This is a genomic window from Undibacterium sp. WLHG33 (assembly GCF_049544815.1).
Taxonomy (GTDB): Bacteria; Pseudomonadota; Gammaproteobacteria; order Burkholderiales; family Burkholderiaceae_D; genus Undibacterium.
Genome location: NZ_CP186697.1, coordinates 977,674 through 1,000,740, shown reverse-complemented (window position 1 = coordinate 1,000,740; position 23,067 = coordinate 977,674). Strand labels below are relative to the sequence as shown.

Annotated in this window: 19 protein-coding genes; 9 read left to right on the top strand and 10 right to left on the bottom strand. The window is 51.5% G+C overall.

Annotated features, from left to right (window positions below; all coding sequences use genetic code 11):
• Nucleotides 1-24 precede the first annotated feature (24 nt).
• The 4 genes from ACOTSW_RS04525 to ACOTSW_RS04510 form a co-directional block, all read right to left on the bottom strand.
• Nucleotides 25-510 carry a hypothetical protein gene (locus ACOTSW_RS04525; protein ID WP_423681251.1) on the bottom strand — a complete coding sequence of 162 codons (486 nt, stop codon included), beginning with the start codon at nt 508-510 and terminating at the stop codon, nt 25-27.
• A gap of 61 nt (nt 511-571) precedes the next feature.
• A complete protein-coding gene (locus ACOTSW_RS04520) occupies nt 572-1,717 on the bottom strand; it encodes an MGDG synthase family glycosyltransferase (RefSeq protein ID WP_423681250.1) in 1,146 nt (381 codons plus the stop codon).
• 191 nt (nt 1,718-1,908) lie between these two features.
• Entirely contained in the window at nt 1,909-2,544 is a 636-nt protein-coding gene (gene pdxH, locus ACOTSW_RS04515) for a pyridoxamine 5'-phosphate oxidase (RefSeq protein ID WP_423681249.1), read from the bottom strand.
• Nucleotides 2,545-2,589: 45 nt separating this feature from the next.
• Complete coding sequence (locus ACOTSW_RS04510; RefSeq protein WP_423681248.1) at nt 2,590-3,123, bottom strand: hemerythrin domain-containing protein; 534 nt, start codon at nt 3,121-3,123, stop codon at nt 2,590-2,592.
• Nucleotides 3,124-3,238: 115 nt separating this feature from the next.
• On the opposite strand from ACOTSW_RS04510, the gene tcdA reads away from it, so the two are divergent.
• Together tcdA and ACOTSW_RS04500 are read left to right on the top strand one after the other, a co-directional pair.
• Nucleotides 3,239-4,051, top strand: coding sequence for a tRNA cyclic N6-threonylcarbamoyladenosine(37) synthase TcdA (tcdA, locus tag ACOTSW_RS04505; protein WP_423681247.1), 813 nt, complete (start codon nt 3,239-3,241; stop codon nt 4,049-4,051).
• Nucleotides 4,052-4,237: 186 nt separating this feature from the next.
• Nucleotides 4,238-4,741 carry a chemotaxis protein CheW gene (locus ACOTSW_RS04500; RefSeq protein ID WP_423681246.1) on the top strand — a complete coding sequence of 168 codons (504 nt, stop codon included), beginning with the start codon at nt 4,238-4,240 and terminating at the stop codon, nt 4,739-4,741.
• 111 nt (nt 4,742-4,852) lie between these two features.
• On the opposite strand, the gene ACOTSW_RS04495 is transcribed toward ACOTSW_RS04500, so the two are convergent.
• From ACOTSW_RS04495 to ACOTSW_RS04470, 6 genes are all read right to left on the bottom strand, one after another.
• The gene (locus tag ACOTSW_RS04495) at nt 4,853-5,602 is read right to left on the bottom strand and encodes an energy transducer TonB (RefSeq protein ID WP_423681245.1); all 750 of its coding nucleotides are present in this window, start codon (nt 5,600-5,602) and stop codon (nt 4,853-4,855) included.
• Between the two features lie 420 nt (nt 5,603-6,022).
• Nucleotides 6,023-7,063, bottom strand: a complete 1,041-nt coding sequence (locus tag ACOTSW_RS04490) for a GMP reductase (protein ID WP_423681244.1) — start codon at nt 7,061-7,063, stop codon at nt 6,023-6,025.
• Between the two features lie 277 nt (nt 7,064-7,340).
• On the bottom strand, nt 7,341-8,267 hold the full coding sequence (locus tag ACOTSW_RS04485) for a metallophosphoesterase family protein (protein WP_423681243.1): 927 nt from the start codon (nt 8,265-8,267) through the stop codon (nt 7,341-7,343).
• A 193-nt stretch (nt 8,268-8,460) separates the two neighbouring features.
• The gene (locus ACOTSW_RS04480; RefSeq protein ID WP_423681242.1) at nt 8,461-10,665 is read right to left on the bottom strand and encodes a TonB-dependent receptor; all 2,205 of its coding nucleotides are present in this window, start codon (nt 10,663-10,665) and stop codon (nt 8,461-8,463) included.
• A gap of 418 nt (nt 10,666-11,083) precedes the next feature.
• Nucleotides 11,084-12,793, bottom strand: coding sequence for an alkaline phosphatase family protein (locus tag ACOTSW_RS04475; RefSeq protein ID WP_423681241.1), 1,710 nt, complete (start codon nt 12,791-12,793; stop codon nt 11,084-11,086).
• Nucleotides 12,794-13,088: 295 nt separating this feature from the next.
• A complete protein-coding gene (locus ACOTSW_RS04470; protein ID WP_423681239.1) occupies nt 13,089-15,794 on the bottom strand; it encodes a heavy metal translocating P-type ATPase in 2,706 nt (901 codons plus the stop codon).
• A gap of 75 nt (nt 15,795-15,869) precedes the next feature.
• On the opposite strand from ACOTSW_RS04470, the gene ACOTSW_RS04465 reads away from it, so the two are divergent.
• From ACOTSW_RS04465 to ACOTSW_RS04435, 7 genes are all read left to right on the top strand, one after another.
• Complete coding sequence (locus tag ACOTSW_RS04465) at nt 15,870-16,307, top strand: MerR family transcriptional regulator (protein ID WP_423681238.1); 438 nt, start codon at nt 15,870-15,872, stop codon at nt 16,305-16,307.
• A 159-nt stretch (nt 16,308-16,466) separates the two neighbouring features.
• A complete protein-coding gene (locus tag ACOTSW_RS04460; protein ID WP_423681237.1) occupies nt 16,467-16,940 on the top strand; it encodes a hypothetical protein in 474 nt (157 codons plus the stop codon).
• A 58-nt stretch (nt 16,941-16,998) separates the two neighbouring features.
• Entirely contained in the window at nt 16,999-18,270 is a 1,272-nt protein-coding gene (locus ACOTSW_RS04455; RefSeq protein ID WP_423681236.1) for an efflux RND transporter periplasmic adaptor subunit, read from the top strand.
• A 9-nt stretch (nt 18,271-18,279) separates the two neighbouring features.
• Nucleotides 18,280-18,990, top strand: a complete 711-nt coding sequence (locus ACOTSW_RS04450; RefSeq protein WP_423681235.1) for an ABC transporter ATP-binding protein — start codon at nt 18,280-18,282, stop codon at nt 18,988-18,990.
• Between the two features lie 12 nt (nt 18,991-19,002).
• Nucleotides 19,003-20,316 carry an ABC transporter permease gene (locus ACOTSW_RS04445; protein WP_423681234.1) on the top strand — a complete coding sequence of 438 codons (1,314 nt, stop codon included), beginning with the start codon at nt 19,003-19,005 and terminating at the stop codon, nt 20,314-20,316.
• A gap of 6 nt (nt 20,317-20,322) precedes the next feature.
• Nucleotides 20,323-21,570 (top strand): ABC transporter permease, encoded by a 1,248-nt coding sequence (locus tag ACOTSW_RS04440; protein WP_423681233.1) that lies wholly within the window; start codon nt 20,323-20,325, stop codon nt 21,568-21,570.
• 150 nt (nt 21,571-21,720) lie between these two features.
• On the top strand, nt 21,721-23,067 hold the full coding sequence (locus ACOTSW_RS04435; RefSeq protein ID WP_423681232.1) for a sigma-54-dependent transcriptional regulator: 1,347 nt from the start codon (nt 21,721-21,723) through the stop codon (nt 23,065-23,067).

The window sequence follows — 23,067 nt, the reverse complement described above, 5'->3', positions numbered from 1 at the left end:
CGGTGCTGTTGTTGCTGCGGTACTTTACTGTCCGGTAGATGGATCTTTCCGGCAGGAATAGTAAAGTAACAGGATCGCAACCGCACCGCCTATCCAGTAATCGGCCGGCGTACCCCAGAGCCAGTGGCGATGCCATGGCACCAGTACAGGATTAAAACTACTGATGCCATAGGCGGGATTCATGACGAACCACATGCCATCTTCCACTATCCAGAAAATGATGATGCAGGCGATGATACGTGCCTGAATTTTGCCGTTCCATTGCTGCATCCAGATCAGGGGGAAGTGAAAGAAAATGGCGATGAACGGAAACACCCATGCGTGGTAACCCGTCATTGCCCGACCGCCCCAGAATAAATCGAGCAGCCAGTGTTTATTGATGCGCCAGGTCGGCAGGCTGCCGCCCCAGCCGTTAGCGCCTTCTATCTGGATTTCCACCTGCGCAAAAAAAATCGCCAGTACAACGACCCATAACAGCGTCAGGAATAAATTTTTAAACGATGAATTCATACGAATGATGTGAATGTGGAGGTGTTGTGCGGGGCTGGATCAGTCTTTGTTCTTTACTTGCTTAAGGTTTGTCCTCCGTCAGTATCGCGTCCTCTCTCAGAACGCGTGTCAGGACATCGGCCGCCGCATTTGGCTTACCTAAGGTGAGCGCTTTGCGACGCATCTCATATAATTTTTCGGGTTGGCTGAGCAGTAAATTCAGGCGATAGGCAAGACTGATCTGGTCGTACGCTTTGAGTGCCACGCCTTGTTCGAGTAAGAAGTCTGCATTCCGTTCTTCCTGACCGGGAATCGGCGAGGTCACGATCATTGCCACACCAGAGGCAAGGCACTCGGAGGTCGTGAGACCGCCAGGTTTGGTTATGACCAGGTCTGCGCACGCCATCAGTCTCTCAACCTGATTGCTGTATCCCAGCGGCAGCAATTTGCCCGGATGTTTGTGTGCGAGTGCCTGCATTTTATGCAGCATCTGTGTGTTATTTCCTGCCAGTGTGATCAGTTGAAACGGCGTCTCTAAGCGTAATAAGTGCGCAGTCAGTTTGTCGAGATCGCCGACACCGGCACCTCCGCCCATTAGCAAAACTGTTGGTTTGAGCGGATCCAGTCCGTACTCTGTGGCACAGCTGTGGCGATCATGCCGTTGCATGAAGCCAGGCATTACAGGAATGCCGGTGACATGTATTTTTTGTGCAGGAATGCCATTCTGGCGCATGCGTTCAGCAACTTCTGCATTCGCCGCAAAATAACCGGCCATATTGTCATGTACCCACATACGGTGTAAGTCGAAATCGGTGACTTGCACCCACACCGGGCAATTCAGTTCTGATTTTTGCAGCAGATGCGACAGCATTTCCGCCGGCAGGAAATGGGTGCAGATAATGGCATCGGGTTGAAAGCTGGTCAGCATTTTTTTCAGTGGCCTGGCATTCAGTCTTTCCACACCCCGCCGCAGTTTTTCCAGGATGCTGTTGGCTTGCGCACTATTAGTTGCATGATACAGATAGCCCCATAACAGCGGGGCCCGGCTCACCAGCCTGATATAGAAATCGGTGTAAATTTTGCGAAACCCTGCCGTGACGAAATCCATCACATCCAGATGACGTATTTCCACCTGCTCGTCGGCTGGCGTGCAGGCGAGCAGCGCTTCGGCTGCACGTCTGTGTCCGCTTCCCGCTGAAACGCTGAGCAACAAGATTTTTTTTCGCATGAATGGTGAACTGATCAGAAACGATCGTCCAGCATAACAGTGCAGTGTGATGACTTGATGACGTGATCTGCGGTGGCAGATCACACATGTTCTGACGTCGGCGGGAGATAAAAAATCCCCCGACTGACGAGAGTGACGGGGGATATTGTGCGCACCATACACGATGGCGCAGCGGATAAAGCGGCTGCTGTTTAAGGCTGCAAGCGGCCAATACTCCAGCTGCCATCTGCATTACGGGTGTAGATGATACGGTCATGCAGGCGTGAACTGCGACCTTGCCAGAATTCGATTTTTTCCGGCACCAGACGGTAGCCACCCCAATGTTCAGGGCGTGGAGGCTGATCGCCAAAGGTAGCGACAACACTGGCCAGCTGTTGTTCCAGCATATCGCGGTTGGCAATTGTCTGGCTCTGGGCTGACGCATTTGCACTCTGGCGGCTGCCTAACGGACGGCTATAGAAATACGCGTCGTTTTCTTCCGAAGACACTTTTTCTACGCAGCCTTCAATCCTTACCTGACGTTCCAGTGCAGTCCAGAAAAATAGTAAGGCAGCATACGGATGAGCTTCCAGATCCTTACCTTTTGCACTGTCGTAATTGGTGAACCAGCAAAAACCGCGCTGATCAAATTCCTTGATCAGTACGATGCGTGACGTTGGTCGTCCGTCATCATTAACAGTAGCTAAGCTCATCGCGTTTGCTTCAGCGACATCCGCTTTCAATGCCTGTTCAAACCAGGTGCCAAACTGGACAACAGGATCAGCGGCTACATCCGATTCAGACAGACTGGCTTGTTGATAATCCTTACGGAGATGGGCGATCGACATAGATTTCCTTTAAAAACAAAATGATTATCTGTAATTGTGGCGGTACTAAGAGCTGATGCCGCGGCGTGCCTGCATCGCCGCACCTAATTTCTGCATCTGAGCGGCACTGAACAGGCGTTGCGCCATTGGCGCGATCTGGCCTTCTTCAATTTGCATATGGCTGGTATAGAGCGCTGCGAAATCTTCCACATCTGCGGCGGATAAATCCGTACCTGTGCCGTCTTCAATCGCCTGTAATTGTTTTCCCAGTACTTGCCATTGTTGCGCCATCTGCTGATGCTGTTGCAGTATTTCTGCGTGTAATTGCGCAAACAATTCGGCGTCTGTGCCTGTGACCGTTGCTTTTAATTCAGGCAGTAAATCAATTTCCTCATCCTCATGATGCAGGGGCGCGGCTTTATTGAAATAACGTAAGACCGCTTTTGCTGCTTGCTGTGCATTCTCATCAATGCCGACATCGTTGAGATGGCTGACCAGTTTATCCATGGTCGCGAGTTGTTTGCGGATACGGTCGTGGCAGTGTTTGAGAACCGCGAGTGGCTGATCAAAGCCAGGCGCACTGTCAAATAAGCTGTTCATGCAGACTCCTTCTGGAGATGTTGATCATCATTATGCAGTACCCATTGTAGACCTGCTTGCGACACATCAATCACGGTCTTGTAAAATGGCGCCTGAATTTACAATTTCTCTCATTATGCAACAAGATTCTGATATTGATTTTGATCGTCGTTTTGGTGGTATTGCACGGTTGTATGGCAGTGCTGCATTGACACGTTTTACGGACTCGCACGTCTGCGTGATTGGCGTCGGTGGTGTCGGTTCCTGGGTTGTCGAGGCGCTGGCGCGCAGCGCGATCGGCCGCATTACGCTGATTGATCTTGATAATGTTGCCGAATCGAATATCAATCGTCAGATTCAGGCGACCAGTGAAACGCTGGGAAAAGCCAAGGTCACGGCACTGGCGGAGCGGATAGCCTTGATCAATCCGTTTTGCAAGGTGACCGAGGTTGAAGACTTCGTGACACCGGACAATCTCGACGCGATGCTGGGGCAGCAAGGTTTCGATTACGTGATTGATGCAATTGATAATGTGAAGGCAAAAACGGCGCTGATCGCTTATTGTCGTCAGCACACTATTCCCCTGATCACGATAGGCGCTGCAGGCGGGCAGACGGATCCGGGCAAGATAGAAATCCGCGATTTATCGCGTACCGAACAAGAACCTTTGCTGGCGCTGGTACGCAAACGCTTGCGGCAGAATCACGGTTTCCCGCGTGGAACGAAAAGTAAATTTGGTATCGATGCCGTGTTTTCTATGGAAGCACTGACGATGCCTGAAACCGCCGAGGCATGTGAGGTGGATGCTGTCGATACTGGAAATAACGGGAATAATGGAATCAGTGGTCTGAACTGTGCCGGCTTCGGGTCTTCCGTGGTGGTGACTGCATCGTTCGGCCTGATGGCGGCTGCACATGTTCTGCGTCAATTGGCGAAGCCATTAAATTAAGTTAAAAGCCGCGTGCTTCGGCGTAAATCAAGTAAAATTAGTTCCTTATGGAAATATTTTGGCGCAATGGTTTTGTGCAGTGCATACACTATTGCGTTTGAAGCTTCTCCGAATTTGATCTCACCAGAACGCAGGCAGAGTAAAGTTTCTGCGTTTTTCGCTTAAATTTTTCAAAGGAGCAGAACAATGAGCGTTGCTGAACTTGCCGGAACAAAAGCAGATACGGAGGATAGTCTGGCACAGCAGAAAGATCAGGAATTTCTTGCTTTTCGTCTGGGCTCAGAAGAATATGGCATTCCCATTTTGCTGACCCAGGAAATTCGTAACTTCGAGCCGCTGACGCGGATTGCGAATGCGCCGGAGTATCTGAAAGGCGTGATGAATTTACGTGGCGTGATTGTCCCGGTGATTGATATGCGCCTGCGTTTCGCGACCGGAGAGGCGACGTTTGATGCCTCGACAGTGGTGATCGTTCTTAACATCGACGGGCATGTCATAGGTATGATCGTTGACAGCGTGTCTGATGTTGTGACACTGCCTGCTGCTGCGATTAAACCTCCGCCAGATATGGGAACGACCTTTTCCTCAGATTATCTGGTTGGCCTGGGTGACATTGATGACCGTATGATTATTTTGCTGGATATTGAAAAACTGATGTCTGGTCCTGAGCTGGGTCTGATTACGCACTAGTCAATCCGTCTTTACCTGAATATAAAAGCCCTGATCTGCGTGTAGCAGGCAGGGCTTTTTTTTACATGCTGTCCGTACGTGAGCCTGAAGGCAGAATTGCAATACGGAAGCTCAGTCTATCTTGAAATTAAACTCGGTGACCGTTGTTTGTGCTCTGGTGATCGGAGCATATTTCCACTGCATCACCGTAGCAATCACTTCTTTATCAAAATACCTTGGCGGACGTGCTTTCAAAATTTCGACCTGTGATACTTTGCCATCCGGTTCGATATGAATTTTGGCGCTGACCACACCTTCCGTCACGCCGGCCCGCGCAGCAGTTGCAGGATATTTGGGCTGAATACTATTGAGCAGTCTTAAAGCAATACGTTCAGGTTCTGCTGCCTTCTGTGCTGCCGGTGCCGGCGCTGCTGCGACTACCGGGGCGGCTTCCGCCGGTTTCGTCACGACAGGTGCGGGAGCGGGGGCGGGAGCAGGTGCTGAGGCTGCCGCCAGAACTTCCCGCGCAACGGGCGCTGGTTTGGCTGGCGTTTTACTCTCCGGAGCGCGTTTTGCTTCCAGTGCCTGTTTTTCTTTTTCTCTGGCTTCTTTCAGCAGTTTTTCTTCCTGAGCGATTTGCGCAGCTGTTTTAGTCGATGCCTGATCCATCCATTTGGTCACATCTGCGACATGACCATGATTAACGGGATTTTTGACCAGCCCCGTAGGCATCTCACCAGAAGACGCAGATGTGCTGGATTCCTTTGCCGGTTCTTCCGGTGGTGGCGTTTTCGAGCACGCGGTGATCAGTATTCCTGTACAAAGAATGGCGTATGCAGACGTGTGACGTTTATGTGCTCGCTGTTGAACTACCTTATTCATATTTCTCCCTATACAAATCGGTTGCTGCATCAATATCTTTTAATCTTGTGTGCCGGTATTTCCCGTTTTTTTTAGTTTTCACAAAACCGCATTCTGGTCAGAAGGAAATAAATTGTATAAAAGATATATTGCTATCCTGACACGGAACAATTTTACTGGCAATGTTTTTTGTGATGACTATTTTCAATGCGGATTCTGTTTTGAAAAAAATAACAGCAGGAATTGTGCCAGTGCCCGCAGTTAAATAAATCGGGCTGTTTTCAGACAGGAACAGGATATCGACGGCTGGAGGCAGCGAGAGTGTGCAGACACGATGCACCGCTTCAGTGCTGTATTGTTGCGATGATGTGCTGTCGATGAACGTAATGCCTCTCTTGCGCTTGGCTGTGGCGGCACAAGAGAGGAATGGTGAGGCGGGTATCAGGATTTACCGAACACTTCGTTAAGTTGCTGAGTGACGCGGATAAAGGTGGTGCGTTTGGTCAGCTCTTTGAGTTTATGCGCGCCGACATAGGTGCAGGCAGAGCGCACGCCGCCGAGAATATCCTGCAGACTGGCTTCCACTGGCCCACGGTAAGGGATCAGCACTTCTTTGCCTTCTGAGGCGCGGTATTTGGCCACGCCACCTGCATACTTATCCATCGCAGCACGACTGCTCATACCGTAGAAACGTTTAAACTGCTGACCGTCCCGCTCGACCAGATCGCCGCTGCATTCATCGTGACCCGCCAGCATGCCGCCCAGCATGATGAAATCGGCACCGCCACCGAATGCTTTTGCCAAATCGCCGGGAACAACGCAGCCGCCGTCGGCGCAAATTTGCCCGCCAAGGCCATGTGCGGCATCGGCACATTCGATAATCGCCGATAGTTGCGGATAACCAACACCTGTCATTTTGCGGGTGGTGCAGACTGAGCCCGGGCCTATGCCCACTTTGACAATATCAGCGCCGGCAAGGATCAATTCTTCGGTGATGTCTCCGGTGACGACATTGCCCGCCATGATGGTCAGATGAGGATAGGTAGAGCGGACCTTTTTGACGAAGTTGATGAAACCTTCGGTATAGCCATTCGCCACATCGATGCAGACGTATTCAATCGCATTTTTTGCGCGTGCCATGACAGCTGAAAATTTTTCAAAGTCAGCTTGTGTAATACCCATCGAATAAAACGCGGTCGATTTTTTTTCCAGCGTCGAGAAATATCTGACCAGTGTGTCTTCGTCGTAGTGCTTGTGCAAGGCGACGGATAACTGATGGCCTTCCAGAGCACGCGCCATTTCAATGGTGCCGGTGGAATCCATGTTGGCAGCGATAATCGGAATACCGTTGTAGGTTTTGCCGGAATGGTGGAAGACGAATTCCCGGTTTAAATCAACCTGGGCGCGGGAGGTAAGGGTAGAGCGCTTGGGACGGATCAACACGTCTTTAAAATCAAGTCTCAGTGTTTCTTCAATATGCATGACGACTCCGTAATGCGTCTGGCGGACGCGGGAAGGGATAGCTTGTGCGATGTATTAAACGAACCGTAGCAAGCCGTTGAGCCGTAGTTAAGTATAGTCCTAAAAAAATGCCGCCTCGGAATTGAATTTCAAATGAGGAATATCACGACTGGCGTATACGCAGGATTATGATCGTGCAGCAAAGGTTCACCGTGTTTGCAAGGCTTAATAAAAATGCGGCTTAGCAAACAAAATGCCTCGCTAAGCCGCATCATTACTCAGACTAAGTATGATCTGTCTAGTGACAGCTTCCTTTGCCCTTATCACTGAAGTTACTGCCTGGAACAGGTAGAAATTCCCACTCATAGGCTTTTTCCTGCAGCGTCAGTTTCAACACGCCGTGAGTATTATTGTCGCGGATTTCGGTCGCTGCTTTCGGCAGAAACATCGGTGTCAGTTTCGCTCCACCGGTGCCGACGACGAAACTGCGGATACCATTCTGATCATCCCTGTCGCCATTACCGTCGAGGGGAGCAAAGCGTTCGTAATCATGATCGTGAGATGTCAGCACGATATCTGCTTTGGCTTCTGCCAGAATTTTCCAGATACTCTGCATGTGTTTGTTATTGCCGTGTCCGCCAGAGCTGTAGGCCGGGTGATGCCAGAACGCCAGTGTGCACATTTGTTTGCTATGGCTGAGTTCTTCTTTCAGCCAGCTGACCTGTTTCTCCATCTGCACCGCATCGATATTACTGTTGAGCGAAAGTATGCGCCATGCACCTATTTGCTTCGTATAGTAGCCGCGCCGGTCGGGACCAGCGATCTCGCCGAAATAATTGTAATAGCCCAGTGCTTTCGGCATGCCGTAATCATGATTACCGGGCGAAGGGAGTGTGCGCTCTTTAAAGCGTCCCCAGGTCGGATCATAGCAATCGCTGAATTCTTCAGGCTTACCGACGGGATAGGTATTGTCGCCGAGCGTGATCACGATGGCATTACTGTCCTTTTCTAATGCGTTGGCGATCATGTCTGAGGTGCGTGCCGCGACAGATTCAGCAGCCGGTTTTTTCCGGCAATCGGCAATATCGCCAGCGGCGTACACGGTGATCGTGGGACTGACAGATTTTTTCTGATTTCCTTTTTTTGTCACTGCTTCCGGGTGAGCAGCCAGAGCAAGAGCAGATGAAATCAGAACAGGTAACAACAGAGAGAAGCGTAAACGCATAAGTATTTCCGGACAACAAAAGGAAGTAACAAAGGTGCGTATTTTACCTGCTCAGCAGTGTGGACTGTGATGCTTTTCCCAAGCATGTGCCTGACGCTTGGCTGATACAAAACGCCCCGTCGCCGGAATGCCGGGTACGGGGCGTTGAATAAGACAGTCAGTTATTCGCTGACAGCCAGAGTTACCACATCAATCAGATCTTGCCACTGACAGTCACGAACAGCTGACGTGGTGCGCCGGTCAGTAAAGTCTGTGCGGTGCCAGTCGGATCAAAGGTCTGGAAACCGTTGGAACCGATGGTGCTGAAGTATTGTTTGTTGAGCAGATTTTCAACGTTCAGCTGGATGGAGAAATCCTTAATGCCACCCAGATTTTTCTGCTTATAGCCAGTCGACAGATTCATGACCCAGTAAGCAGGAACGCTGGCATCGTTGCTGTAGGTGTAGAAACGCTTGTCCGTATATTTTCCACCGACGCGGCCAAACCATTGTGGCGTTTCATAAGAAAGTTCAGTTTTGAACATCAGCTTCGGTGAATCGACAACCTGTTTTCCAGCGATATCGACCAGCGTTTTGCCATCCATATAGTTGGATTTATATTGCGCATCGTTATATGTCAGCGAGTTGAACAGAGACCAGTCTTTGGCCAGTGTCCACATCGCTGCAGCTTCGATACCTTTGGTTTCGACTTTACCAACGTTGACAAATGTACTAGGGCAACCAACGATACCGGCGCAGGTAGCGACTGCCATCAGACGGTCATCGAAACGTGTGAAATAGGCGGCGACGGAACCGACCAGACTATCAGTTTTGAAGCGATAGCCGGCATCAATCGTTTTCGATGTTTCTGGCTTGATCGAACCAGCGCTCAGATTAAATGCTGTCTGTGTCTGTGAAAACGGACCGCTGACACCTGGCTGGTACGCGCGCATGTTTTCCGAATAACTCAGGAACAGTTCATCGGATTTCGTCAGCGCGTAATTCAGACCCAATTGCGGCAGGAAATTTTTAGAGGCGGTCAGATCACCGGCAGCACGGGTACCGACCACGTTGACGGCATTGATTTTGACGTTCGGAGATTTGAAGCCGACATTCAGTTTCAATTTATCCGCCATCAGGGAAATCGTATCCTGAGCGTAGAACTGAGTGGTGGTGGTCGTGAAATTTTGTTTGAAGCCCGTCGAGGTCGGATTGGTCAGGAACTCGTTGGTATCCTGTCCGCCAGTGACGTTGTAGAAATTACGGGTCAGCGTATGCAGACTGCTTTCTGCCCAGAAACCCGCATTGAATGTATGCTGGCCAAGTTCGGCTGTCAGGTCGGCAATCACACCATTACGACTGATCGAATATTCTGTGGTACGGATGGAAATCGGCAAGCCATTTGTTGAAGGTGTGTAAGGTGTGTACCAGTGACCCTGACCTTCATTACTGTGATGGTAAGCGGTTGTTTTCAGATAGACGTCATCACCAAAACGGTTGTCCAGTGTCGCGCCGAGCAGACTGTCTTTACGCAGACCACTGCCCTGATAGTAGGCGTCATCGAGGCTGTTAACTTTGCCGCTGTAGACACCTTTGGCTGCATTGATGGCACGCTGCCAGTCTGGAGCATAGTTATCCCAGTCGTAACCCAGACGGTTTGCCATTTCTATCGACAAATCCTGATAATCGACTTCTTTACGGTCGGAGTAATTAAAGAAAGCAGTCAGCTTGCTGTTACCCAGTTTTTGCACCAGCTTGGAGTTGAATATGTCCTGATCCTGAGCGCCAGCGCCTTTCCATTTTTCTGCACGCTGACGTGTCACACTCAGATAAGCCTTGGTACCGGAAGAAAGCAAGCCGGTATCAACGCGCGCGAAGGTACGATAAGTTTTATCGCTGCCAATTGTTTGTGCGCCACTGAGGCCGAATTCATCGGTCGGTGCAGATGAGAAGAATTGCACTGTACCGCCCAGATTGCTGGTCGATGCCGTACCGACCGCGCCAGCACCCTGAGACAGAGTCACGCGACCAATGTTTTCAGATGAAATTGCACGGCTGATATGCAGACCGTTGTTGTTGCCGTAGCTCATGTCGCCGAGCGGTACATTGTCCAGCGTGAAGCCCATTTGACTCTGGTTGAAACCACGTGCGCTGAAGCGGGTTGACCACTCATAGGCACCGAACGGATCTGCAGATTGGAAGCTGACGCCAGGCAGTTTGTCGAGAACTTTCAGTGGGCTTGTGCCTGGTAACGCGAGTGCCAGATCTTTTTTGGACACGTCCTGAACCTGACGTGTATTGCCCTGGCCGAAGATGACGACATTGACAATGTCGGCCGGGGCCTCGTCCGCAAATACGGGAGTGGCAAAAGCCTGGAGCAAAATCAGATACAGCGGGGAACGACGAAGTTTGGGTGCCATGTTAGGGTTCCTGAGTCGATGATAAATAAGAGTGAGAAATTGTTGTGTGCCTTCAGGCGACTCTGCAGTACGGGTATGAATTGATCTGATGGCGTATCTGCAGAAGCGCGGAAGCAAAGTGCTTTTAATGCGATGAAAAGCAGAAGATTCCAGACGTCAACGCGGCAAAGTGTAGTCAGCCAATATGACAGGAAAGTGAATTAAGACTGGATGAAATACTCGCTACATTTCTGCAACAGAATGATGAATGTGGTCATCATGGCGACATATTTGCGGCGAGTTTTTACAAGGTGAGCACGACATATCCGCGCATGGTGACGAGCGTCAATGATCTGCGCTTTCGTAAAAAAAGCAGGCATACAGCAATTGCCGTCTGCCTGCTTTTGTCATCAGATACTGATGCGGATGGTATGTGTGCTTAAGGCTGTTGTTTGAAATCAAATAAGCCCATCAGGTCGCCCAATGCCGGGCGATTCAGAGGTACATACGGATTTTTCTTATCAATAACAGGGTTAGGCAGATTGTCGCGACTGCGCTTCGACAGTGGAGCCAGCTTCCAGTTACGCTGTATGAATTTCAGGATCGATGCGTGATCGTAATAAGTATGATCGACATGCCCTTTTTTCGCATAAGGTGATACGGCAAGCATAGGGATGCGCGTGCCGTCGCCGAAGAAATCGATAAACTGTACATAGCCGGAATCATAATAGCCACCGCCTTCATCGAAAGTAATCAGGATAGCCGTTTTTTTCCAGAGTTCGGGATTCGCTTTGACGCGGGCGATCACATCTGCCGCGAGTTCATCAAAACTGGATTCGACCGCATAACCCGGATGGCCTGAAATACTGTCGTACGGCGCGATATAAGAAACAGCAGGGAAAGATTTTTCATCTTTTTTCACATCAATATAAAACTGATGCAGATCCTGCAATTTGTGCTTATCAGGTCCGGTCATTGTGGATATAAAGAATGACGGCGTGTCGCACATGGCGCAATATTCTTTATCGACTTTTTTACCGTCATTGCGGCCACCGCTGTACCACTTCCATGAAATGCCGGCAGCTGTCAGCGCATCACCAATATGGGGAATAGTTTGTGGCGGCAGCAGGAACTTATCTGCACCTAATGCCAATGGCTCACCCAACGGCGAATAAGCCGGATCCATGTTATTCACCATGTAGTAAGTGTCAGGTGCGCAGTTACCCTGATTGAAGGCAGGATACGGGAGCTTTTTCAGGAATGCATGTATGCCTGCCGCACCGGGTTGAGACAGATCGGCACACTGAATATAAGTGCCGCCACGGTAGCCGTCTTCGGTGTACCAGTTATTGGTGCCAGGTTGTGGATCAGGATTTTCTATCATCTTGACAGGAGGCACTGCCGGCTTGCCCTGATCGGTATAGAAGGTCACATCGCCGGTCGCAAGGGCCAGATAGTTGGCGGTGGTACCACCCATGACAGGTTGATGATAATTGTCGGCAATCGCATAGTTGTCGGCCAGCTTTTTGAATATTGGTGCATCGCCGGCAGACATGTTGTAAAAACCCATCGCAATGCCACCCTGATAGGTGCGGCCGGGGGCGAACGGCGCTGGTACGTTACTTGGACCGACACCCGTCATTTCCGCAACCCAGACAAACAGGTCATTATTCCCGCCGTTAATCTGTTGCCACATCTGGAAAAAGCGGTGTACCGGATCACCGGTATGCGCCCCGTAGCTGACATGTTTGGTAATCTGATATGGCCCGTTCGGCATGTCTGCCGGAAAACGTGCATCCGGTACATCATGACGCTGACCAAAGGCGCCCGCAGCATAAGGCTGGGGCAGAGTGGCGTAAGAATTTTTGACCTCTGGCGTCGGTGTGTAGGCGGTAAAATTTTCTGCTGTTTTTTGTGCTGCCAGGTGATAGTTAGGTCCTGGTGTGCCATCGGCTTTGACGATACCTTTTGACCAGAGATTCGAGATCGTCTGCTTCTTTTTTGGCTGATATACGCCGTACAGATTGTCAAACGTGCGGTTTTCACCGACCAATACAATCACGTGCTCAATCGGCGTGGTGGTTTGGGCATAGCCGTTGTGGGCGTACAAAGCGCTGAGTATAAGCGCTGACAGGGGAAATTTTTTCATCATGGGTCAGCAAAAGTTGAATGAGGAACAGACATCGAGGCGTCCTCCCGGCTGGCTGAACAATTTTTTTGCCAGATTCTCCTCCCATGTTCAGAATCGATGTCCGTCGCGAAAGAGATATGTGGAGGGGGCAGTGCCGGAGTGCGATGCTAGCAGCGACAGATGACCCCGATGTGACAAGTATGTGTAGTGTCATCAGCGTTGCTGAACCTACCGTGCAATGCAAAACAGGAAGTGCGTTGCGCACTTCCTGTTTTTAATTCATCAATGCTGAAAGTTGCAGATGATCGCGGCCTTACAGGCGGGTATAACGCAGCCGCAGCGCATTGCTGATCACCGAGACTGAACTGAGGCTCATCGCTGCGCTGGCGATCATCGGGCTTAACAGGATGCCAAACCACGGGAACAGCACACCGGCAGCAACCGGCACGCCGATGAAATTATAGGCAAACGCAAAAAACAGATTCTGACGAATATTGCGCATGACATTCCGACTCAGCGTGCGGGCTTTGGCAATGCCGCGCAGATCTCCTTTGACCAGTACCACATGCGCACTGTGCATCGCGACATCGGTGCCGGTACCCATGGCAATACCGACATTCGCCTGTGCCAGTGCCGGTGCATCGTTGATGCCGTCACCTGCCATCGCGACTATGCATCCCTGTTGCTGCAATTGCTGAATGAAACGGAATTTATCTTCCGGCAGCACGTCTGCATGCACCTCGTTTAATCCCAGCTGTGTTGCAACCGCCTGCGCTGTCTGAGCATTGTCGCCAGTCAGTACAATCACGCGGATTCCTTGTTGCTGTAACTGCTGCACGGCTTGCAGGCTGCTGGCTTTGATGCTGTCGGCAACGCTGATCAGCGCTGCGGCCTTCGCGTTGACCGCCATCACCATGACCGTATGACCTCGCTGCTGTAATTCATTGATGCGAGAGCTGAACTCCTGCTGGCCGATATGGTTTTCTTCCAGCAGCGCAGGTTTGCCGAGCAAGATCTGCTGTCCGTTGCACGTTGCCTGCACACCTTTGCCGCTGATGGCTTTAAAGTCGCTGATGCTGGCTGCGGTGATATTTTTTTTTCGGATAAAATCCGCCACTGCCTGCGCCAGAGGATGTTCACTTTGCTGTTCTGTCGCCAGTGCGATTGCTAATAATTCCTTTTCATTCGCGCCATCTGCGACGATGAATTCCTGCAGCGTTGGCTTGCCTTCGGTGAGGGTGCCGGTTTTATCGATGACCAGCGTGTCGATTTTTTCCAGGCGCTCAAGTGCTTCGGCATCTTTGATCAGTATGCCTTCCACCGCACCACGTCCGATACCGACAGTCACTGAAATCGGCGTTGCCAGACCCAGAGCGCAAGGGCAGGCAATGATCAGCACGGACACGGCGGCCATCAGGCCATTTGCGAGTGCCGGTGCCGGCCCAAATAGCGCCCACAATATAAATGCCAGTATTGCCGCCGCGATCACGGCAGGCACAAACCAGCCCGCGACTTTATCGGCGAGCTTTTGTATTGGTGCGCGGGAACGACCTGCTTGATTCACCATATCGATGATCTTGGCGATCAGGGTATCTCTGCCGATTTTTTCGGCCCGCAGGCTGAAGCTGCCTTGCTGATTGATGGTACCGGCGCTGAGTTTATCTCCGGCCTGTTTGCCAACCGGAATCGGTTCGCCGGTAATCATCGACTCATCCACATGCGAATGTCCATCGACCAGCAACCCGTCAACCGGAATGTGCGCACCGGGTTTGACGCGCAGCAGATCACCGACCTGAACTTTGTCGAGTGGAATTTCAGCTTCGTTGCCATCGGCGGCAATGCGTATCGCCGTCGCAGGAGTCAGTGCCAGCAAAGATTTGATGGCCTGATTTGTCTGTGAGCGTGCGCGCAACTCCAGCACCTGGCCCAGAATAACGAGACAGATAATGACGGCGGCGGCTTCAAAATACAGTGGTGCCATGCCATCCATCTTGAATGCATCTGGCAAAGCCTGCGGAAACAGCAACGCAAACAGACTGAACAGATACGCCGCCGCAGTGCCGACGCCGATCAGGCTGAACATATTCAGATTGCCACTTTTGAAGGAGGCGATGGCGCGTTCAAAAAACGGTCGCCCCAGCCATGCCACAACGGGTGTTGCTAATGCAAACTGCAGCCAGTCGAATATACGCATTCCCAGTAAATCATGGAAAGAAATACCGGGCAGCATGTCGCCCATCGTCAGCAGTAACAAGGGCAGGCTGAGTGCGATACTGATTTTCAGGCGTCTGCTCATATCCTGAAGTTCGCTGTTGTCTTCCTCAATGATCGCTTCTTTCGGTTCCAGTGCCATACCGCAGATAGGGCAGATACCAGGGCCGATTTGCTCAATTTCCGGGTCCATAGGACACATGTAAATCGCATCTTTGGCGACCGGTTTGGCTGCTGGCGCCAGCTCGGGATTTAAATATGTCTGCGGATTTTTACTGAATTTCTGTTTGCACGAGTCGCAGCAGAAATAATAGGTCTGACCAGCGTGCACAAACTGATGCTGGCTATTCTCATTCACCGTCATGCCGCAGACCGGATCTTTATGCGCACCTTGCGGGTCGTGTTGCATGCTTTGCGGAGCAGCGTGGCTGCCGCCGCAACAAGAATTTCCACCTGCCTGCTTGATCCGGCTGACTTCACGTACTACCGGGTCAGACATAGCAGCAGTGGACATAGTTGCAGGCGCAGATGCGGACACCGCTGCAGATGCACCCGGGACGCTGCCCATACCGATCACACGTTTGGCTTTGACATAGTTTTCAGGTGCCGCGTTGAATTTGCTCACGCATGACTGGCTGCAGAAATAGTAGGCAACACCCTGAAAGCGCGCCGTTTTTTCAGTATTTTTTGCTACCTGCATGCCGCACACAGGATCTATGTATTTTTTTTCTTCAGGCGCAGATGGGGTCGTAGATTCAGAGGCAGATTGTCCGCAGCAATTGCCGCTATGTTGATGCTGGTCTGTCATGACTATTCTCCTTAATCGACTATCCGCTGTATCATAGACTCCGTACCTGAGAACAGAGTCAAGGACTTTTTATTTATGTCTGCTTCAGATCAATACACCATAGGACAACTCGCAAAAGCTGCTGGCGTGGGAGTTGAAACTATACGCTACTACCAGCGCCGCGGCTTGCTGGCAGTTCCCGATGTGAGCAGCGGATTTCGTACTTATCCGTTTGCCGATGCCGAGCGCATCCGCTTTATTAAGCGGGCGCAGGAACTGGGGTTTTCGCTTGAAGAAATTTCGCATTTACTGATGCTGGAAGACAGTAACGACAAACCGGCGATACGCGATATTGCCCGTGAGCGCCTTGATCAGGTACGCGCCAAACTGGCGGACTTAAAAAAAATGGAAACCATGCTGGCACAACTGATTGATGCCTGCGCATCGGCGCCGCAGCAGGCACAATGCCCGATTATCAAGGCTTTAGGTCATTCCAGCGATTGTCATCAAACTTCAGGTACAGAATCCGCCTGAACGTCCGCACAGTGTCCGGACATCGTTTTTTATTGTCCGGACTATCACAATTATTCAGATTGATTCATATAAATCTGAATAAAATCAAATACTTGCAATTTCATATTTTGTGGCACGCTTTCTGCAATACCTCAGTCAACACAGAGGAGGAAGGTGATCATGAGACATATAGCAAAGACAGATGCGAGACTGCAACGCTGGCTTTGGTTGTGCTGCAGAGCGACAGAACTGATGTGTGCGACCGCTTTATTATTGTTATCGCTGTTGCTGCTGACCCCCGATCAGCGTGAAAGCATCAGCCGCATTGAATTCAAAAATAGTCGTGCTGCACCAGCATTGGCAGACGCCTGCCGTGGTTGCGGTGTGCAAGCAGAACTCTCTCTGGATCGTTTTCAATTTCAAATCCGTGTGCAACCCTGGGCCGGTCTGACATTGGATTACCGCACCAGCGGCCGCTGGTCATTCGGCCCGCTGGACTGGGGCAGAACGCTGACCGGCTGGCCTGTGCCGGACAAACAATGGACAGTCGCCGGACACTTTCCGGACACTCGCCGTTTCCCCGTTTCGTGCAAGCATTTGCTGCTTTCAACTGCCGATAGCAGCAACATGCCGGAACGCCGAAGATTAGGCTGATATCGATGTCTTTTTAGGGTAACTGATTCAGTTTTCATTTGCTAAAAATATACTAACTATGTCTATCCGCGACACCTCACTGCAAGATACGCCGATCGCCGCCGTACCGTTCTGGCGGCAGTCTAAATGGGTTTGGCGCATTCTCGCCGGACTTTTGCTGTTCATCGCCGCCGTTTATGCATTAATACTGTGGACAGGGAGCAGCCGTTCTGTGTCTATGTCCAGACTGAGCGTCGCGACGGTGGGCAAAGGAACGCTGGTGCGTGACGCTGCGGTCAACGGCAGGCTGGTCGCTGCTAATAGTCCGAGCCTGTATTCCAGCACCGCCAGTACCGTCAGTTTTTTGGTCAAAGCCGGAGATAAAGTTAAAAAAGGCGACGTCGTTGCTGAGCTGGATTCACCTGACCTGGTGTCAGAGCTGAAGCGCGAACAAGCCTTGCTTGAACAATTAGAAGCGGAAATTGCCAGACAAAAAATTCTGGCACGTAAGCAAAAAATGCTGGCAGTACGCGATGCTGAGCAGGCTGAAATTGAACGCGTCTCAGCTGAGCGTGCATATCAGCGTATCGAAAAAGCCGGCGTCAGCGGCGTGGTGCAGAAAAATGAATTCCTGCGCGTACAGGATGCCTTACAGAGCGCTGAGATCCGCGCCCGCCATGCATTGCAGGCGAGTTCACTGGAAAGCGAGGATGTTGATCTCGGATTGAAATCAAAACTGGCGCAATTACAGCAACAACGTCTGCTCAAAGATAATCTACAAAGAAGGGTCGATGAGCTGCGTCTGCGTGCGCCGGTAGATGGTGTCGTTGGCACGCTGGCAGTGGCGAACCGCACAGTGGTTGCACCGAATACGGCACTGATGACACTGGTCGATTTATCGCAACTGGAAGTCGAGCTGGAAATTCCGGAGAGTTATGTTGCCGAGCTGGGATTGGGAATGGCCGTGGATCTGGATATTAATGGCGTCAAGGCACGCGGTATTCTGTCGGCGATGTCGCCGGAAGTGGTCAGAAATCAGGTGCTGGCACGGGTTCGTTTTGATGGAAACGTACCAGCCGGATTGCGGCAGAGTCAGCGTGTGTCAGCGCGTATGCTGATCGAGGAAAAACCGGATGTGCTGATGGTGCAGCGCGGCCCTTTTGTCGAGAGTGACGGCGGACATTTCGCTTATCTGCTGCGCGACGGGATCGCTGTACGGACACCGATCGTTCTTGGCGCAACAAGTTTACATGCTGTTGAAATCAGAAGTGGATTAAAAGCCGGAGACAAAATCTTCATTTCCGGGACGGAGCTGTTCGAAAAAGGCGAACGGATCACCATCAATCAATAGGAGTTTGTGATGTTAAGAATGCAGAAATTAAATAAAGTCTATCGCACACACTTAATCGAAACCCATGCATTGCGGGGATTTGAAATTCATGTCAGAGAAGGTGAGTTTGTGACGGTGACCGGGCCTTCCGGCTCAGGCAAAACAACCTTCCTCAATATTGCCGGTTTGCTCGAAGAATTCAGTGATGGTGATTATTTTCTAGATGGTGTGAATGTTAAAGGACTTGATGACAATGCACGCACGCGTTTGCGGAATGAAAAGCTGGGATTTATTTTTCAGGGATTTAATCTGATTCCTGACCTGAATTTGTTTGATAACGTTGACGTTCCACTGCGTTATCGTGGCTTGCCTGCGAAAGAGCGCAAGGAGCGGATTGAAGATGCGCTGGCGCAGGTGGGGCTGGCGGCGCGCATGAAGCATTATCCTGCTGAATTGTCCGGCGGCCAGCAACAGCGGGTTGCGATCGCCCGTGCGCTGGCAGGTTCGCCCCGGCTTTTACTGGCAGATGAACCTACCGGGAATCTCGATACCCAGATGGCGCGCAGCGTCATGGAATTGCTGGAAGAAATCAATGCACGTGGCACGACTATTTTAATGGTGACACACGATCCTGAACTGGCGATCCGCGCTCAGCGCAATGTGCATATTATTGACGGCCAGGTCTCGGATCTGGTGCGGCCGACACCGTCGCTGGCGGTAACCTCATTGCAATACGCCTGAACGGGAGCACCTATGTTTTCTTACTACTCATGGCTGGGCTTCCGCAGCTTACGCAGAAATCCGTGGCTGACGGGACTGATGATATTAATTTTATCGGTCGGCGTGGCTGCCAGTGTATCCACGCTGACAATACTGCATATGATGTCTGCAGACCCGATACCCGAAAAGAGTGACAGATTATTCAGTCCTATTCTTGATAACGCACCGGCCAGCGGTTACCACCCCGGAGAGCGCTATGGTGACGAGCAGATGAGTTATCGTGATGTGCATGCTTTACTCAATAGCGATATTGGAAAATATCGCGCAGGTTTATACGGTATCTCCGCTCTGATAGAAATGCCGCGCAAAGATCTGGGGGTGTTAGAGGTCGAGGGAATGGCGGCGTCGCGTGATTTTTTTCCCATGATGCAGGTACCGATGCTGTATGGCGAACGCTGGTCAGTGGCGGATGACAAAAATGGTGCTGATGTGGTTGTTCTGAGCCGGAAAACATCGGAAAAAATGTTCGGCGCAGAAAATCCCGTCGGCCGCACAGCGACCATGTGGGGGCGGAGTTATCTGATCGCCGGTGTGATGGATAACTGGCGTCCACTTCCGCGTTTTTACCGGTTCAACGGGCGTAATAGTGCATTTGGTAACGAAGAAGGTTTCATTGTCCCGTTTTACAGTGCGATGCGTAATCAGACGCCGCATTCGGGTGGCATGAGTTGTTCAAGCAAGCGTGAGCCGGGCTGGCAGGCGTTACTGGACTCAGAATGTACCTGGCTGACTTTCTGGGTTGAGATGAACAAGGCCTCGGAACGGCCGCAACTGGCAGCATTTCTGGATGCCTATGTCAGTGAGCAGCAGAAACTGGGACGTTTCCCACGGCACGCGCCGAATCTTTTATTCGACGTACGCGGCTGGTTGCAGGAAATGAAAGTCGTGGGGGATGATGAAAAAATGTCGGTGTGGCTGGCCTTCGGATTTCTGATGCTTTGCCTGGTCAATACGATAGGACTGTTGCTGGCTAAATTTTCTGCGCGTGCGGCAGAAATCGGTGTGCGACGTGCGCTGGGTGCGACACGCCGGCAGATATTTTTACAGGTGCTGATAGAAACCGGCGTGGTCGGATTGGTTGGCGCAATCAGCGGCATTTTGTTATCGGTGTTGTTTCTGAAACTGATCAGCTTGCAGGCCGGTTACCTGAAAACGGTTGCCCGCATGGATTGGGAAATGCTGTTGCTGACTGTGGCCATGTCCGTACTTGCGGCATTACTTGCAGGGCTGTTGCCGACCTGGCGTGCGTGCCAGATTACACCTGCTATCCAGTTGAAATCTCAGTGAGGATCTATGACACAGCTGTTTCCATTGAAGCCAGTCTTACTGGCGATGCTGAAAAATAAAACGGGGCCGTTGCTGGTCGCGCTGCAAATTGCCCTGAGCCTGGCGATATTATCGAACGCCTTGTATCTGGTGAATCAGAGACTCAGCAGCTCTGCGCGTCCCAGTGGTATTGCGCAGGAAGAGCAGATATTAAGCGTGTTCGTACGCAATCAGAAATCAGGCGGGCATGAGCAGCAACTGGAGATGCAAAAACGGGAGGAGCAGCTTATGCGTTCCGTGCCTGGGGCGCAAAGCGTGGCAAGGGTCAATTCGATACCGATGTCGCAGTCCGGCTCCAACAACAGCTTTGCAGCGGATCGCAGGCAGTCTTCTCCGACCGGAAATGCAGCAATTTATATTTCGCCCGGTTCGCTGGTAAAGGTGTGGGGACTGCGCCTGATCGATGGCCGTGATTTTAAAGAGGACGAGTTTCAGGAGCTGGATCAGAATACGGCGAACAATTATCCGGAAGTGGCGATAATCACGAAAGCGATGGCACGCACCTTGTTTCCTGAAGCCAGCAGCTATGCAGGGAAGAATTTTTATTTCGGTACAGGGGATGGTGCGCTGCAGATGCGGATTATTGGCGTCGTCGATACGCTGCAATCTTCGGGCGCGCAGGAAGGATTATCCGGCGATATGTCTGTTTTGCTGCCGGTACGTCTGACTAATGATGCCTATTCGGGTTATGTCTTGCGGACTGCACCGGGGCAGCGTGAGCGTGTGCAGGCCGAGGTCGAAAAAACGCTGCGTGCGGCATCTTCAGAGCCGCTGAATATCGCGATACAGACGCTGACCACGATACGTGAAAACCGCTATCGCAATGAAAAAGGCTTGTCCTGGATGTTGCTCACCGTGTGCGGATTACTGATCGTGATTACTGCCAGCGGCATCGTCGGCATGTGCAGCCTGTGGGTGACACAACGCACCAAACAAGTCGGCATACGCCGCGCTTTAGGGGCGACACGACGGCATATTCTGATGCACTTCCTGACCGAAAATCTGCTGATTTCAGCACTGGGTGTTTTACTGGGCTGCGTGCTGGCGCTGGGTCTGAATCAGTTACTCGTGACCCAGTTTGATATGCGCAAATTACCGTTGTCTTATCTGCTGTGGTCCCCGCTGTTGTTCTGTCTGCTGGGTATTGCGGCGGCGCTGGCACCTGCGTGGCGGGCGGCCAGAATTGCACCGGCGACCGCCACCCGCAGCGTCTGATGAAATGGTTTGCGGCAGGGTGCCTGTTTATCTGATAATGCAGGCAACTCTGTTGCTTATTAATACAGACTCTTATTCGCACCCGGCTGCTTGCTATCCTTGATTAACCGGCGTGCGGCTTTTTGAAGCAAATTAAAAGTTAATACGGACATGCCTAAAGTCTTAATCATTGACGATAATCCCTCAGTCGCTCTGGCACTCGAAGTACTGTTGTCGCTGCACGAGATTGAGAGTGTGACTGCATCGACGCCCGACATGGGGCTGACATTACTGTCGCAGCAGGTGATTGATCTGGTGATACAGGACATGAATTTCAGTACCGATACAACTTCAGGCGAAGAGGGTATGGAACTGTTTCGTCAGATCCGGCAACGCTGCCCCGATATGCCGGTGATTTTGCTGACGGCATGGACACATCTGGATACTGCGATTGGTCTGATCAAAGCCGGGGCTGCGGATTACATGGGAAAACCCTGGAACGATCAGCGTCTGCTGACCGTGGTGCGTAACCTGATTGAACTCGGACAGGCCAATCGTGCCCTGCAACGTCGCCTGCAGCGCGAACGCCAGCGTAAGCAAGCGCTGGAAACACAATTCAATCTGTGCGGTCTGGTGTGGCAGGATAGCGCTACTGAAAAAGTACTGGAAATCGCGTGTCAGGTTGCGCGCTCTGACGCCTCAGTGATGATCACAGGGCCGAATGGTGCCGGCAAAGAACGCATCGCCGAAATTGTACAAAAAAATTCCGCTGTAAAAGACGGGCCATTTATCGTACTGAATTGCGGCGCGATTCCGGCTGAGTTGATTGAAGCTGAATTATTCGGTGCTGAGGCCGGTGCCTATACCGGTGCCGGAAAATCGCGCGAAGGTAAATTTGAAGCTGCCGATGGCGGGACTTTATTTCTGGATGAAATTGGCAATCTGCCACTGGCAGGACAGGTGAAGTTGTTGCGTGTACTGGAAACCGGACGTTTTCAGCGACTCGGATCGAACCGCGAAAAGCAGGTCAGGGTGCGCATCATCAGCGCGACCAACGCTGACCTTCCGGCCATGATACGGGCCGGACAATTCCGCGAAGATCTGTATTACCGCCTGAACGTGATACAACTGAATCTGCCAGCGCTGGCAGATCGCCCCGAAGATATCCTGCCTCTGGCACATGCGTTTCTCGATCAGGATAAGCAACTCGATGCAAATGCAAAGGCGGCATTACTGGCACATACCTGGCCGGGCAATGTCCGTGAATTGAAAAACCTGATGCACAGGGCGCAGTTACTCGCCCGCAGTGAGCACATTGGTGTTGGCGATCTTGGTCTGCCTGCGGTACCGGTAATGCGTCTGAGCAGTGATGCGGAGCCGGATAAGGCCGCAGTCGAAACGGCCTTGCTGCGGGCGCATGGTGTGATCGCGCAGGCCGCGTCGGCATTGGGTCTGAGCCGTCAGTCACTGTACAGACGTATGGACAGGTTCGGTATTGCCAGGCCTGGTCAGGAATGA

Bases quoted from the DNA above. Each gene is read 5' to 3' on its own strand.
- ACOTSW_RS04485 (WP_423681243.1), bottom strand. From the start codon at position 8,267: ATGCGTTTACGCTTCTCTCTGTTGTTACCTGTTCTGATTTCATCTGCT.
- ACOTSW_RS04455 (WP_423681236.1), top strand. From the start codon at position 16,999: ATGTCTATCCGCGACACCTCACTGCAAGATACGCCGATCGCCGCCGTA.
- ACOTSW_RS04525 (WP_423681251.1), bottom strand. From the start codon at position 510: ATGAATTCATCGTTTAAAAATTTATTCCTGACGCTGTTATGGGTCGTT.
- ACOTSW_RS04470 (WP_423681239.1), bottom strand. From the start codon at position 15,794: ATGACAGACCAGCATCAACATAGCGGCAATTGCTGCGGACAATCTGCC.
- ACOTSW_RS04500 (WP_423681246.1), top strand. From the start codon at position 4,238: ATGAGCGTTGCTGAACTTGCCGGAACAAAAGCAGATACGGAGGATAGT.
- ACOTSW_RS04510 (WP_423681248.1), bottom strand. From the start codon at position 3,123: ATGAACAGCTTATTTGACAGTGCGCCTGGCTTTGATCAGCCACTCGCG.
- ACOTSW_RS04465 (WP_423681238.1), top strand. From the start codon at position 15,870: ATGTCTGCTTCAGATCAATACACCATAGGACAACTCGCAAAAGCTGCT.
- pdxH (WP_423681249.1), bottom strand. From the start codon at position 2,544: ATGTCGATCGCCCATCTCCGTAAGGATTATCAACAAGCCAGTCTGTCT.
- ACOTSW_RS04460 (WP_423681237.1), top strand. From the start codon at position 16,467: ATGAGACATATAGCAAAGACAGATGCGAGACTGCAACGCTGGCTTTGG.
- ACOTSW_RS04450 (WP_423681235.1), top strand. From the start codon at position 18,280: ATGTTAAGAATGCAGAAATTAAATAAAGTCTATCGCACACACTTAATC.
- ACOTSW_RS04435 (WP_423681232.1), top strand. From the start codon at position 21,721: ATGCCTAAAGTCTTAATCATTGACGATAATCCCTCAGTCGCTCTGGCA.
- ACOTSW_RS04495 (WP_423681245.1), bottom strand. From the start codon at position 5,602: ATGAATAAGGTAGTTCAACAGCGAGCACATAAACGTCACACGTCTGCA.
- ACOTSW_RS04520 (WP_423681250.1), bottom strand. From the start codon at position 1,717: ATGCGAAAAAAAATCTTGTTGCTCAGCGTTTCAGCGGGAAGCGGACAC.
- ACOTSW_RS04490 (WP_423681244.1), bottom strand. From the start codon at position 7,063: ATGCATATTGAAGAAACACTGAGACTTGATTTTAAAGACGTGTTGATC.
- ACOTSW_RS04480 (WP_423681242.1), bottom strand. From the start codon at position 10,665: ATGGCACCCAAACTTCGTCGTTCCCCGCTGTATCTGATTTTGCTCCAG.
- tcdA (WP_423681247.1), top strand. From the start codon at position 3,239: ATGCAACAAGATTCTGATATTGATTTTGATCGTCGTTTTGGTGGTATT.
- ACOTSW_RS04440 (WP_423681233.1), top strand. From the start codon at position 20,323: ATGACACAGCTGTTTCCATTGAAGCCAGTCTTACTGGCGATGCTGAAA.
- ACOTSW_RS04445 (WP_423681234.1), top strand. From the start codon at position 19,003: ATGTTTTCTTACTACTCATGGCTGGGCTTCCGCAGCTTACGCAGAAAT.
- ACOTSW_RS04475 (WP_423681241.1), bottom strand. From the start codon at position 12,793: ATGAAAAAATTTCCCCTGTCAGCGCTTATACTCAGCGCTTTGTACGCC.